The sequence below is a fragment of the Paraburkholderia sp. EB58 genome (assembly GCF_050436665.1).
Lineage (GTDB): Bacteria > Pseudomonadota > Gammaproteobacteria > Burkholderiales > Burkholderiaceae > Paraburkholderia.
The window spans coordinates 18,716-32,387 of record NZ_JBNDMQ010000009.1 but is presented as its reverse complement, the minus strand read 5'-3'; the positions used below and the strand labels follow the sequence as shown (position 1 = coordinate 32,387).

Annotated in this window: 12 protein-coding genes and 1 riboswitch; of the genes, 8 read left to right on the top strand and 4 right to left on the bottom strand. The window is 61.3% G+C overall.

The window, feature by feature from the left end; translation table 11 throughout:
• Positions 1–7: 7 nt before the first annotated feature.
• Complete coding sequence (locus P3T40_RS14900) at positions 8–934, bottom strand: LysR substrate-binding domain-containing protein (protein WP_429268484.1); 927 nt, start codon at positions 932–934, stop codon at positions 8–10.
• 332 nt (positions 935–1,266) lie between these two features.
• A riboswitch (glycine riboswitch) is annotated at positions 1,267–1,380 on the top strand.
• A gap of 41 nt (positions 1,381–1,421) precedes the next feature.
• On the opposite strand from P3T40_RS14900, the gene P3T40_RS14895 reads away from it, so the two are divergent.
• The 3 genes from P3T40_RS14895 (at position 1,422) to P3T40_RS14885 (ending at position 4,584) form a co-directional block, all read left to right on the top strand.
• On the top strand, positions 1,422–2,645 hold the full coding sequence (locus tag P3T40_RS14895) for a D-amino acid dehydrogenase (RefSeq protein ID WP_429268483.1): 1,224 nt from the start codon (positions 1,422–1,424) through the stop codon (positions 2,643–2,645).
• A gap of 125 nt (positions 2,646–2,770) precedes the next feature.
• Positions 2,771–3,304 carry a MarR family winged helix-turn-helix transcriptional regulator gene (locus P3T40_RS14890; RefSeq protein WP_429268482.1) on the top strand — a complete coding sequence of 178 codons (534 nt, stop codon included), beginning with the start codon at positions 2,771–2,773 and terminating at the stop codon, positions 3,302–3,304.
• The gene (locus P3T40_RS14885) at positions 3,301–4,584 is read left to right on the top strand and encodes an MFS transporter (RefSeq protein ID WP_429268481.1); all 1,284 of its coding nucleotides are present in this window, start codon (positions 3,301–3,303) and stop codon (positions 4,582–4,584) included. Before P3T40_RS14890 ends, P3T40_RS14885 begins: the two co-directional genes overlap by 4 nt.
• A 25-nt stretch (positions 4,585–4,609) precedes the next feature.
• On the opposite strand, the gene speB is transcribed toward P3T40_RS14885, so the two are convergent.
• The 3 genes from speB to P3T40_RS14870 all read right to left on the bottom strand — a co-directional run bounded on the left by speB (position 4,610) and on the right by P3T40_RS14870 (position 7,838).
• Complete coding sequence (gene speB, locus P3T40_RS14880) at positions 4,610–5,575, bottom strand: agmatinase (RefSeq protein WP_429268480.1); 966 nt, start codon at positions 5,573–5,575, stop codon at positions 4,610–4,612.
• A gap of 132 nt (positions 5,576–5,707) precedes the next feature.
• On the bottom strand, positions 5,708–7,195 hold the full coding sequence (locus P3T40_RS14875) for an aldehyde dehydrogenase (protein WP_429268479.1): 1,488 nt from the start codon (positions 7,193–7,195) through the stop codon (positions 5,708–5,710).
• A gap of 91 nt (positions 7,196–7,286) precedes the next feature.
• Positions 7,287–7,838: a cupin domain-containing protein gene (locus P3T40_RS14870; RefSeq protein ID WP_429268478.1), complete on the bottom strand. Its 552-nt coding sequence runs from the start codon at positions 7,836–7,838 to the stop codon at positions 7,287–7,289.
• A gap of 444 nt (positions 7,839–8,282) precedes the next feature.
• Between P3T40_RS14870 and P3T40_RS14865 the strand changes: the two genes are divergently transcribed.
• From P3T40_RS14865 to P3T40_RS14845, 5 genes are all read left to right on the top strand, one after another.
• Positions 8,283–8,504 (top strand): hypothetical protein, encoded by a 222-nt coding sequence (locus P3T40_RS14865; RefSeq protein ID WP_429268477.1) that lies wholly within the window; start codon positions 8,283–8,285, stop codon positions 8,502–8,504.
• Positions 8,505–8,801: 297 nt separating this feature from the next.
• Entirely contained in the window at positions 8,802–9,596 is a 795-nt protein-coding gene (locus P3T40_RS14860) for a gamma-glutamyl-gamma-aminobutyrate hydrolase family protein (protein WP_429268476.1), read from the top strand.
• Positions 9,597–9,628: 32 nt separating this feature from the next.
• Positions 9,629–10,963: a glutamine synthetase family protein gene (locus P3T40_RS14855; RefSeq protein WP_429268475.1), complete on the top strand. Its 1,335-nt coding sequence runs from the start codon at positions 9,629–9,631 to the stop codon at positions 10,961–10,963.
• 35 nt (positions 10,964–10,998) lie between these two features.
• Positions 10,999–12,435 carry an aspartate aminotransferase family protein gene (locus tag P3T40_RS14850; RefSeq protein WP_429268474.1) on the top strand — a complete coding sequence of 479 codons (1,437 nt, stop codon included), beginning with the start codon at positions 10,999–11,001 and terminating at the stop codon, positions 12,433–12,435.
• Positions 12,436–12,511: 76 nt separating this feature from the next.
• Positions 12,512–13,645 carry a polyamine ABC transporter substrate-binding protein gene (locus P3T40_RS14845; RefSeq protein ID WP_429268473.1) on the top strand — a complete coding sequence of 378 codons (1,134 nt, stop codon included), beginning with the start codon at positions 12,512–12,514 and terminating at the stop codon, positions 13,643–13,645.
• Positions 13,646–13,672 lie beyond the last annotated feature (27 nt).

Here is a 13,672-nt window from a genome sequence, read left to right as displayed (position 1 = left end):
GTTTCTGCTATGTCTTATGTATGGGATGCATAGATGGCGAGGCGGCGTACTGTCCGCGCCTGAATTCGGCCATAAGATGCTCGACAACCGCGCGTCCCGCGGCGCGGGTTGCCCGGCCCATTGGAAAGTACGCGTGCACAGGGATGTCGGCGGTCTTCCAGTCGACCAGCAGCCTGACGAGCGAGCCCTCATCCAGTTCGCGGCGGCAAGCCCATTCGCTGGTCGAAGTGATGCCGATTCCCGCCGCCGCAGCAGCGACCGCGCCCTCATTCTCGTCGGTCGAGAAAATCGCTTCCAGATCGACCACCACCTCCTCGCCCGCACGCGCAAACCTCCATCCGGCGGGGACCACTGACGCCGGTCCGCCAACGATGCGATGTTGTGTCAACTCATCAGGCGTTACCGGCGCGCCGTGGCGTTCAATGTAGTCAGGCGACGCGACGATCACACGCTGAATCTGCGTGATCAGCGTGGCCGTGGCGCTTGAATCCACGAGACGCCCGAGGCGGATGGCGACATCCACCGCGTCCTTGACGAGATCCTGCGGGCGGTCGCCCAGCAACACGTGTAGCCGCAGTTCCGGATGACGCGCCAGAAAAGGCGCGACACGCGGGATGACGTGGCGGATCGCGATGCTGCTCGGCATGCTCATGCGCAAAATGCCGCGCAGTTCGCTGCCTTCGCGCACGCTCTGCTCCGCATCTTCGAGCGCCATGAGGATCGGATCGAGACGCGACAAAAACTCGGCGCCCGCATCAGTCAGCACGACCGCGCGCGTTGTACGCGTGAGCAGGCGCGCACCGAGGTCGCTCTCCAGGTCGGCGATGATGCGCGACACCTGCGATTGCGACAGCCCGAATTCGCGCGAAGCCGCCGAGAAACTGCCGAGCCGCGCGACGCGCGTGTAGAGCTTGAGGGAGAGGATGTCCTTCACGGTGGCCGATGGTTGGATTTGGGCGGGCGAACCTGAGCAAGGTTATACGATTGATGCGTAATCTGCAAATAAGCGGCGAGTAAAGCCACGGTCGCGCAGTCGCCTGACAGCGCCGCAGCGGCCCGGCACACGCGCTTCGAACGTGTCGTTAGACGGGAGAAACGCGCGAGGAAAAAAGCGCAACCACGAAAAAAACGCTTGCCGGATTTATTGCCAACAGCTACCGTTACGCCGTTCTACACGCTGTCGCGGGAGAGACTGTCACGCAGCAATGCGCTGACGGCGCCGACGGAGCAACCGCCCCGGAAACTCTCAGGCACAAGGACCGCCCAGCCGGAACATCTGGAGAGCGGCGCTTTACGCGCCCACCGAAGGGGATTTCCGCCCACCCGGCAACGGGATGCGCGCAGAAAGAAACTCTCAGGTACATGGACAGATGGGGCATGGAAGCCGGAAACGGCCCTGCTCACTCACTCTGGACCATGACATGTCACGCATCGCCATTATTGGCGCCGGCATTACCGGCGTCACGACTGCTTACGCCCTCGCGCAACGCGGCTTCAACGTTACGGTGTTTGAACGCCACCGCTATGCCGCGATGGAAACTTCATTCGCCAACGGCGGCCAGTTGTCGGTCAGCAACGCCGAGGTCTGGAACAGCACCGCCACGATCGTCAAAGGCCTCCGCTGGATGCTGACTCGCGATGCGCCGTTGCTGCTCAATCCGCTGCCGAGCTGGCACAAGTACTCGTGGATGGGCGAATTTCTGCGGCAAATACCGAACTATCGTGCGAACACCATCGAAACCGTGCGGCTGGCGATTGCCGCGCGCGCGCATCTGTTTTCGATTGCAGCGCGCGAGCAGATTGATTTCGATCTGGAAACGCGCGGCATTCTGCATGTCTACAAGACTCGCAAGGAATTCGATGCGGCCGCGAAGGTGAATACGCTGCTGAACGAAGGCGGACTCGATCGCAACCCGGTAAGCGTGGCCGAAATCCGCCAAATCGAGCCGGCGCTCGACGGCACCTTTCACGGCGGCTTTTTCACGCCATCCGATTCGACCGGCGACATCCACAAGTTCACGCGCGGCCTCGCGCAGGCGTGCGAGCGTCACGGCGTCGAATTCCGCTACGACACGGAGATCAACTCGATCACACGCGACCCCGCCGGAACCTTCAGCGTCGCCGCGACGCAAGCGGGCGAGCCTTTTCAGCAGACGTTTGCGCAGATCGTCGTCTGCGCCGGGGTCAAGAGCCGCGCATTTGCATCGATGCTCGGCGACCGCGTCAACATCTACCCCGTCAAAGGCTACTCGATCACCGTCTGCCTCGATGACGCCGCGAGCCAGCAAGGCGCGCCCTGGGTCAGCCTGCTCGACGACAGCGCGAAGATCGTCACGAGCCGCCTTGGCACCGACCGTTTTCGCGTGGCCGGCACGGCCGAAATCAACGGCTTCAATCGCGATATCCGCGCCGAGCGGATTGCTCCGCTCACTGAATGGACGCGCCGCTGTTTTCCACAGGTGAATACGTCACGCGTCATCCCGTGGGCCGGTTTGCGTCCGATGCTGCCCAGCATGTTGCCGAAGGTCGGCAAAGGCCGCTTGCCCGGCGTGTTCTATAACACGGGACACGGACATCTTGGCTGGACGCTTTCAGCGGCGACCGCGGCGGGCGTGGCCGATGTAATTGCGGCGACACGCGCATAGCGGGCTTAAGCGGCGGTCTTAAGCGGTGGCTTCAAGCTGCGCCGGCGCGTCAAAAATAAATTTGCATCGTCGCCTAGATATGTGCATCATGCATATATGCAGACTGCACACATTGAGACATAGCCATGACGCAGCGCACAGAAAACCTGCTCGGCGTGCTCGCCCTGCTGGTGACAGATGAGATGAACGCGCAGAACACCGTGGCCGCGCTCGCTGGCGCCACGGCGCGCGCGATGCTCAATGCAGTCGGCCAATACCCGGATTCGTCTATTGAAGTGTTGCGCGATGCAGTCGATCTATCGCATCCGGCGGCAGTCCGCGCGGTGGCGGGTCTCGTTGAGGCGGGTCTGATCGAGAAGAAGCCCGGTGCCGACAAACGCGCCGTGGCGCTCGCTTTGACTGCCGCAGGCCGGCGCGAAGCGAAGCGCATGCAGACGGCGCGCGAACGTATGCTGCAGCGCGTGGTGGGCCGACTCGATGACGACGAGCGCGCCGTGTTTGAAGACCTGTTGATCAAGATTCTCTGGCATGAAACCCGCGACCCCGCGCATGCGATGCAGTTATGTCGCTTGTGCGACGACGGCCCCTGCCTCAAAGCAGGCTGCCCGGTTGAATGCCGCGAACAGGGCTTGCCGATGCCCGAGCGGAGCGACTCATGACTTCCGCCACGCCCGTGCGCTGGCATGCGATTGGTGCGCTGACCGCCGTGTCCGCGCTGGCGCAGATCGGTCAGTTCGGGATGGGCTTTATGGTGTTGCCGGTTTGGCTGGCGCATCACGGCCTCGATGCGCCGCGCGCCGGTTTGTTTTCCGCTGCGCAGTGGGCCGGCATGGTGGCGGGACTGCTGGCGGCGCCTCATCTGGCAGAGCGAATCGGCGCAAAGGCGACCGTTACGCTAGGGCTTGCCGCGAGTATCGGCGCGTTCGCGACCATAGGCTGGCTTGCGTGGCCCTGGTGGCTGATCCCCGGCATGCTGACCGGACTCGGCATCGGCCTGCGCTGGATTGCCAATGAAACCTGGCTTTATCGCCTCGTGCCCGCGCAAGCGAGCGGCCGGGTAGTCGGTATTCATGAAGCGCTGATCGCGGCGGCCGGCGTGATCGGGCCCGCGCTCTCTGCTTGGTATGCAGTCGACGGCGTGATCACTTTTGTCGCGGGGGCCGCGTTCACGTTCGCCGCTGCGATTCCGCTATGGCTGACCGCTTCCGACCCGAGCGGCCGTACCGCTTCACGCTCCTCAGGCTATTTCCAGCCGGATCAGCACGTTCTAACTACGGCGCAAGGACAGAAGCAAACGTCGCAACCTCAATTGTCCGCCCGGCGCTCCGCTGTCAACCGTACCAGGGCCACCAAGGCCACGGCAATCGGCCCGCTTGTCTGTCTCGGCATGGTCGTGGTGGCGTTCGGTGGTCTTGGCGATGGCGCGCTCTACGGTCTCTTTCCGCTATTTGCAGAGGGACGTGGGCTCAATCCGACGCAAACAGCGACCCTGCTCACCTGCTTCGGTATCGGAGGAATGGCGCTGCAGTTTCCTGTTGGCTGGTTCGCCCAGCGCGCCAGTCTCGCTGCCGCGGTCGTCGTCTGCGCTGCAACAAGCGCCCTCGCAGTCGTTTCGTTTGCGTTGGCCGCGCCCGCGTCGTGGCTACTATCTGCAAGCGCAGTGTTGCTTGGCGGAATGAATAGCGCATTTATCACGCTGGGGATGTTTTCCGCCGCAAGCGGTGACAAAGCCGCGTTGACGCGCAACATGCGGCTGGTTTCGCTAACCTTCACGATCAGCTCGATTGCTGGCCCGTTGTTCGCCGGCTTCGCAATGAATGCACTCGGCAGCGACATGCTGATGTGGCAACTCGCGCTCGCAAGTGGCGCGCTCGCCATCTATACGCTTGGCCTGCTCGAAGGCCGGCGTCAGCCTCGCGAAGCGTCCTCCGCGAGCTAACGCCGGTTGCACCGCTTCTACAACATCAACGCGTGCCGGCTACCTTGCGCTGCCGCCAAAGGCACAGCACATCGCACGCAATGTGCGCCGCTGCGATCGCTGTGATCTCGCTATGGTCATAGGCGGGGGCCACTTCGACGACGTCCGCGCCAATCAGGTTCACGCCACCCAGGCCACGCACGATGGCGAGCCCTTGAGCGGACGACAAGCCACCGGCCACCGGTGTGCCCGTGCCCGGCGCAAAGGCCGGATCGAGGCAATCTATATCGAAGGTCAGATACGTGGGACGTTCGCCGACAATCGACATGATCCGCTCCACCGCCGCCCGCGTGCCGTGCTCGTGCACCCACGCGGCATCGAGGATGTTGATGCCCATGAAGTCGTCGTTCCACGTGCGAATGCCGATCTGCACGGACGTCTTCGGATCGATCAGGCCGTCCTTCACCGCCTTGTAGAACATCGACCCATGGTTCAGGCTGTCTGGACTGTCGTCGGCCCAGGTATCGCAGTGGGCGTCGAAATGGATCAGCGACAACGGCTTGCCATACTTCTCGGCGTGGGCGATCAGCAATGGATACGTGATGTAGTGATCGCCGCCCAACGTCAGCATCTTCGCATCCGATCGCAGAATCGTGCGGGCATGCTCGACGATGGCCGGTTTGATGGTCATCGGATTGTGCGCATCGAACCAGCAGTCGCCGTAATCGGTCACGGCAAGATCGTCGAACGGGTTGAAACCCCACGGATAGGGATGCAACTCGGATAACTGCACGCTAGCCGCCCGCACCGCGGCTGGACCAAGACGCGCGCCGGAGCGAAAGGTGGTCGCCAGATCGAGCGGCACACCGGAGACGACCACGTCGGCCCCGGCAAGTTCGCGCGTGTACTTGCGTCGCATAAACGACAGCACGCCCGCGTAGGTATTTTCGATCGAGGATCCGTAGAGGGACGGACGGCGGATTGCACCGTCGCCATAGAGGAGTTCAGTCATGGGATGACCTGATAAAACATGCCGGCAACACGCGCGGTTTTCCTGAGGTTGTGCGCGTATCGCCCGGCTTCGGATTCATTGGGAACGCGACGGTGCTTCAGTTGCGCACCGCCACGCTGGCTTGCGAATCCTTTAGCGCAGCCGCACCAGCGTAGACTTCAGCTCGGTGTACTTCTCCAGTGCGTGCAACGACTTGTCACGGCCGTTGCCCGATTGCTTGTAGCCGCCGAACGGGAAGTTCATATCACCCCCTTCGTCGTAGCAGTTGACCCATACCGTACCCGCCCGCAAGCTGCGCGCCATTTCATGAGCGGTGGTGAGGTTGGAGGTCCAGACTGCGGCGGCGAGACCGTATTCGCTGTCGTTGGCAATCCTGATGGCTTCTTCAGCTGTGTCGAACGTGATCACCGACAGCACCGGTCCGAAGATTTCTTCACGCGCAATTTTAGCATCCACCTGAGTGTCGAAGATGGTCGGCTCGATATAGTAGCCACCGCTCTCCTGCTTCACGCGAGCGCCGCCGAGCAGCAGCTTCGATTCCGCACGACCCGCCTCGATATAGCTCAGCACGCGGTCCAGTTGCACCTGATCGACAATCGCGCCCATCGAGGTCTTCGGGTCGAGCGGATTGCCCGGCGTATAACTGCGCGCAGCGGCGATCAGCTTGTCGAGGAACGCATCCTTGATGTCGCGATGCACGAGCAGGCGCGAACCCGCCGTGCACATCTCGCCCATGTTGTAGAAGATCGCGCCCGCAGCAGCATTCGCGGCGCGGTCGAGGTCGGCACAGTCGGGCATCACGATGTTCGGCGACTTGCCGCCGAGTTCGAGCCACACGCGCTTCAGATTCGATTGACCCGCATACTGCATGATCAGCTTGCCGACGTTGGTCGAGCCGGTGAAGGCCAAACAATCGACGTCGGGATGCAACGCGAGCAGTTTGCCCGGTTCGCCCGCGCCTGGCACGACGTTGAACACGCCCGCCGGAATACCTGCCTCATGCGCGAGTTGCGCGATACGAATCGCCGTCAGCGGTGACTTCTCGGAAGGTTTTAGCACGACGCTATTACCCGCAGCCAGCGCTGGGCCGAACTTCCACGACGCCATCAGGATCGGGAAATTCCACGGCACCACCGCCGCCACCACGCCGATCGGCTCACGCGTGACGAGCCCTACCAGATGATGGTCGGCCGGCGCTACTTCGCCGCCGATCTTGTCGATCGCTTCAGCAAACCATTCGACGCAATAGGCCGCGCCCGGCACGTCCACCGAAGTCGTATCGCCGATCGGCTTGCCAGCGTCGAGCGTCTCGAGCAACGATAGCTCGTCCAGATGCTCGCGCAGCAGGCCGGCCCAGCGCAGCAGTATCGCTTTACGTTTGCGCGGATTCAGCCCGGACCACACACCCGAGTCGAAGGCGTGGCGTGCCGCGGCGACCGCTGCGTTCACGTCCTCAGCGGCGCTATCGGCCACCTTGACGAGCAGCTTGCCATCGATCGGGCTCAGGCAATCGAAGGTGCGCCCGCTCGACGCGTGGCGATATTCGCCGTCGATAAACGCGCGGCCTTCGATTGAAAGCGTTGCAGCCTTGTCTTGCCAGTAAGCCAGAGTCTTTTCCATCAGGATGCCTCAATGTTATGCGTTCGACGTCCAACGTGAGGACCGCCCTTGCAGCCATCACGCGCGTCGCAACGATGTTGACGCGGAATGTCTAGAAGCTCGGTGGGGAATTCGCCGAGACGATTTCGCAGACGTGTTCCGCGCTGGGATTGCGAAAACGGTGCGGCAGGCGGCTTTCGAAGTAGTAGCTGTCACCAGGGTCGAGCAGCCACGTGGCACCGTCCACAGTCAATTCCATCTGACCGCTGACGATCACGCCGCCCTCGTGTCCTGTATGCACCAGCATTTCCGGACCTGTGTCCGCGAGCGGCTGATAGACCTCGCGCAGGATGCCCATGTTGCGGTCTTTCACGCCCGCACCGGCGAGATAGAACTCGATCGACTCGTTGCCGAGATTCGGCATGTCGGCGCGGCGCGACACCACAGAGCGGTCCGCTTCGACCTCGAACGTAAAGAACTCGGCGAGGCTCATGGGGATGCATTCGAGCAGCTTCTTCAGCGACCCGACCGAGGGACTCACGCGATTTTGTTCGATCAACGAAATGGTGCCGTTAGTGACCCCTGCCCGCTTGGCCAGCTCGCGCTGAGACAGGCCATTCTTCTTACGGATGTACTGCAAGCGGGTCGCTACTTCGATGGACATCGCTGCACTCTCAGAGTGGATGAACCGGTTTAAGAAACAGGCAGGGACCAGGCAAGGGTCGTGCATGACACTCGCGAGTGTTGAATATTCTAATCACTTTAACGCCGCCGCTGCTGGGGAAAACCCTGCGAGCAATTCGAAATACTGAGTATCGCAACGAGCATACCCAACCCACGGGTTTCGGCCTATTGCCTCGGGTAAGCCCTGATAAAGTTTGTATAAAAATGATTTGACGGCAATTTTGGCTCGTATATGCTGGTTCACAGGCGATCGTCATGCCCACGTCACAGACGCTCAACCGAGTGTATTGCGACGCAGCGAACCGGGTTTATTCTGGTTCGCGAGGATACCCGGCGATCATCCCGCGTCACGTTTCTTTAAACGCACGGTGCGTTTCCTGGGCGAGGCGTTCAATACTTTCAACGTCGCTAGTCGAGTGTAATCGTGAGAGTCCGAGGCCCTTTGGTTAGGTGGGAACGCAGTCAGGCGAGATGTCTTCGTCCTGAAGGCGCCATCGCCGACGGCAGCAACGGCAGCCTTGCGTTTCGCCGCTTCCTGTCCGTCTTCACGATCCTGTCCCGCCGTTCCGTCCGACGTCACAATTCCGTCTCTGCGCGCGCTTTCATAGCCGTGCGCACGGACGAGGTTGCTTCGCTGCTGCCGTAGCGCCTCCCTCCCTTTACCGTTCGGTTCACCTGTTGCCTGAGCGCGCCTTAGTTGGCGTGTGCGCTTATGCACGCGCTGTTTCGCCTGTTGCCTGCGCATGCCTCATCAGTCGCGCCAGATAACAGGCTGAATCGAACGGTCTCCCTGATAGCAACGCGCGGCATGGTCCGCTAACGACCTCCGCCTGCACTTCTGGTGGCTTTGCGCCCTGCGCACGGCTGCGGAATCGTGCCGCGCCTGTTTTAACGTTGTTCATGCCGCATCCCGCGGGTAACAAACACGTCCATTCAATTAGTCATGCGAACCAGACCTCTGGTCGGCGTCACGGCCGACAGAACGATGATGGGAGTGCACCCGTCGCACACGGTCGGCGAGAAGTACATCGCCGCTGTCGTCGAAGGCTCACAGGCGTTGGCGATGCTGCTGCCCGCGCTCGGCAACCGTCAGGCCACCGCCGAGATTCTTGAGGCGGTCGACGGATTGCTGTTTACCGGTAGCTATTCGAATGTCGAACCGCACCACTATGGCGGCCACGCCAGTGCGCCCGGCACGCTGCACGATGCCGCACGCGATTCGACGACGCTGCCGCTGCTCATCGCGGCGATCGACGCCGGTGTGCCCGTCCTCGCCGTCTGTCGCGGCTTTCAGGAAATGAACGTGGTGTTTGGCGGGACGCTGCATCAAAGCGTTCACGCGGTGGCTGGCTTCAACGACCACCGTGAGAACAAGGAAGACGAACTGGACGTGCAATACGCACCGTCGCATTCAATCGCTCTGACACGAGACGGCTTGCTGCAGCGCCTCGCAGCGGGGGCGAACGAGGCGCGGGTGAATTCCTTGCATGGACAAGGCGTCGAGCGGCTGGGCAACGGCCTCGTGGCCGAAGCCACTGCGCCGGACGGATTGATCGAAGCGGTGAGCGTCAAGGATGCGCGCGCCTTCGCTCTGGGTGTGCAGTGGCACCCCGAGTGGAAGCACGCGAGCGACGCGCTGTCCACCGCGATCTTCCGGGCGTTCGGCGATGCATGCCGCGATCGAATGCGCACCAGGGCCGGCCACGGCGCGGCATCCACCGCCGCCACGCACGCCTGAGCCGGTCCGCGCAAAAAACCGAGAGAACAATCATGCAAGACATCGACGAATTTCTGAAGCAACACCGCATCACCGAGATCGAAGCAATCATTCCCGACATGGCCGGGATCGCACGCGGCAAGATCATTCCGCGCAGCAAGTTCGAATCCGGCGAATCCATGCGCCTGCCGCAAGCGGTGATGATCCAGACCGTCACGGGGGATTATCCGGAAGACGGAACGCTCACCGGCGTCACCGATCCGGACATGGTCTGCGTTCCCGATGCATCAACCATTCGCCTGATCCCATGGGCAGTCGATCCCACCGCGCAGGTGATTCACGATTGCGTGCACTTCGACGGTACGCCGGTTGCCATCTCGCCGCGCCGGGTGCTACGTCAGGTGCTCGAACTGTACAAGGCCCGTGGCTGGAAACCGGTTATCGCGCCGGAACTCGAGTTCTACCTGGTCGACATGAACAAGGACCCGGATCTGCCGCTGCAACCGCCGATCGGCCGGACCGGGCGTCCGGAGACGGGCCGCCAGGCGTACTCGATCGAAGCGGTCAACGAATTCGATCCGCTGTTCGAAGACATCTACGAGTACTGCGACATTCAGGAGCTCGAAGTCGACACGCTGATTCACGAAGTCGGCGCGGCGCAGATGGAAATCAACTTCATGCACGGTGATCCGCTCAAGCTCGCGGACAGCGTGTTCCTGTTCAAGCGCACCGTGCGCGAGGCTGCGCTGCGTCACAAAATGTATGCGACGTTCATGGCCAAGCCGATGGAAAACGAGCCGGGCTCGGCGATGCACATGCATCAGAGCCTCATCGACGAGGAAAGCGGGCACAACCTGTTCACCGGCCCTGACGGCAAGCCCACACAACTGTTCGACGGCTATATCGCGGGCCTGCAAAAATACACGCCGGCGTTGATGCCGATTTTCGCACCGTACATCAACTCGTACCGTCGGCTGTCTCGCTTCATGGCGGCACCGATCAATGTGGCATGGGGTTACGACAACCGCACGGTGGGCTTCCGGATTCCGCATTCCGGACCGGCTGCGCGCCGCATCGAAAACCGCATTCCGGGCGTCGACTGCAATCCGTACCTCGCGATTGCCGCCACGCTCGCGGCCGGCTACCTCGGCATGACGCAAGGTCTGCGCCCCACCGAACCGCTGATCAGCGACGGCTACGAACTGCCCTACCAATTACCACGCAATCTCGAAGAGGGTTTGACGCTGATGGGCGCGTGCGAACCGATCGCCGAAGTGCTCGGCGAGAAATTCGTCAAGGCCTATCTGGCACTGAAGGAAACCGAATACGAAGCGTTCTTCCGCGTGATCAGTTCGTGGGAACGCCGGCATTTGCTGCTCCACGTTTAAGACGCGCCCAGGCAAAGAGAACAACTGGAGGCAATATGAGCTACAGAACCGAAGAAGTCGCATACGTGCAACCGACCCAGCCGGCCGCAGCCGCACAGGTTTCGCAACAACGCAGCACTGCGGAATATCGCGCGCTCGACGCGGCGCACCACATCCATCCGTTTTCGGACATGGGGTCGCTGAACAAGTCCGGCAGCCGTGTGATCGTCAAGGCGAAGGGCGTGTATCTGTGGGATTCCGAAGGCAATCAGATAATCGACGGCATGGCGGGCCTGTGGTGCGTGAACGTCGGCTACGGCCGCCAGGAACTCGCGGACGCTGCTTACCGGCAGATGCAGCAACTGCCCTTCTACAACACCTTCTTCAAGACCACGCATCCGCCGGTGATCGAACTGTCCGCGCTGCTCGCGGAACTGGCGCCGGCGCCCTTCAACCACTTCTTCTATTGCAACAGCGGTTCGGAAGGCAACGACACCGTGCTGCGCATCGTTCATCAATACTGGGCGACGCAAGGCAAGCACGCGAAGAAGTACGTGATTTCGCGCAGGAACGGCTATCACGGCTCGACAATCGCCGGCGGCACGCTGGGCGGCATGGGCTACATGCATGAGCAGATGCCGTCGAAAGTCGAGAACATCGTTCATATCGACCAGCCGTATTACTTCGGCGAGGCCGAGGGCAATCTGACGCCGGAAGAATTCGGCCTCGCCCGTGCACAGCAGCTCGAAGCAAAGATCCTCGAGATCGGCGCGGAGAATGTCGCCGCGTTTATCGGTGAGCCTTTCCAGGGGGCAGGCGGCGTGATTTTCCCGCCGTCCACCTACTGGCCGGAAATCCAGCGCATCTGCCGCAAGTACGACATCTTGCTGGTCGCGGACGAAGTGATCGGCGGTTTCGGTCGCACCGGCGAATGGTTTGCGCATCAGCACTTCGAGTTCGAGCCGGACCTCATCACGCTCGCCAAGGGTTTGACAAGTGGCTACGTGCCGATGGGCGCAGTCGGTCTGCATGATCGCGTGGCCAAGGCGATTATCGAAAACGGCGACTTCAATCATGGCCTCACCTACTCCGGCCATCCGGTCGCAGCCGCCGTGGCCGTCGCCAACCTGAAGCTGTTGCGCGACGAAAAAATCGTCGAGCGCGTCAAGACCGATACCGGCCCGTACTTCCAGAAGAAACTGCGCGACACCTTTGCGAACCATCCGATCATCGGCGATATCGCCGGTGTCGGGCTGGTGGCCGGCCTGCAACTCGCGCAGGACCCAAAAACGCGCAAGCGTTTTGCCAACGGAGGCGAGGTCGGCACGATCTGCCGCGACTTCTGCTTCAACGGCAATCTGATCATGCGCGCCACCGGCGACCGGATGCTGCTGTCGCCGCCGCTCGCGATTACGAAGCAGGAAATCGACGAGATCGTATCGAAGGCGAAAAAGGCCATTGACGCGACCGCACAACAACTCGGAATTTCGTAACGGCAGTTCTTTTCCGGCATGGGCGCATCACGACACGCGCTCATACCGGGACTTTAACTTCAAGGGAAAAAAAGTCATGAGCGCTAGTCATACTGGACGTCATCTTCGTCATGCGGTCGCGGGGGCCGCGCTTCTCGCCGTTACGAGCTTTACAGCGCTGTCGGTCTCACCGGCGCTTGCGGCCGACACCGATCTGAACGTGTACAACTGGTCGGACTATATTGCCAAAGACACGATTCCGAACTTTGAGAAGCAGGATGGCATCCACGTAAAGTACGACAACTACGATAGCGACGATACGCTGCAGGCCAAGCTGCTGGCTGGCAGTTCGGGCTATGACATCGTGGTGCCGACCTCGAACTATATGGCCAAGCAGATTCAGGCCGGCGTATACCAGAAGCTCGACAAATCGAAGCTGCCTAACCTGGCGAATCTCGACCCGGTTCTGATGAAGATGATCACCGACGCCGATCCGGGCAACCAGTACGGTGTGCCTTGGGCATACGGCACCGACGGTATCGGCTATAACGTGCAGGCCGTGCAAAAGGCTCTCGGCGCCGACGCACCGGTGGATAGCTGGGCCCTCGTGTTCGATCCGGCCAACCTCTCCAAGCTGAAGGGCTGCGGCGTGTCGTTCCTCGACCAGGCCGTCGACGTGTTCGCCTCCGTGCTGCAATACATGCACAAGGACCCGAACAGCACGAACCCGGCCGACTACCAGGCCGCCTTCGAAGTGCTGAAGAAAGTCCGCCCGTACATCACCCAGTTCAACTCCTCCGGTTACATCAACGACCTCGCCAACAACGACGTGTGCGTCGCCGTAGCATGGTCGGGCGACGTCGGCATTGCCAGCCGCCGCACTGCCGAAGCTAAACGTTCGTATCAGATCAAGTTCTCGAACGTCAAGGAAGGCGGCCTTTTGTGGTTTGACGTGATGGTGATCCCGAAGGATGCACCGCACCCTGAAGCCGCGTTGAAGTGGATCAACTACATCGAAGATCCGAAGGTCAACGCCGCGATTACCAATGAAGTGTTCTATCCGACCGCCAACAAGGCCGCACGCCAGTTCGTGACGCCGGGCGTCGCGCAGGACACCACCGTTTATCCGGGTGATGACGTGCTGAGCAAAATGACGCTGATGAAACCGATGCCGAGCGACATTCTGCGCCTTGAAAACCGTCTTTGGGCTCAGCTCAAAACCGGCCACTGATTTTTAATCACAGCCAATAAGCATATT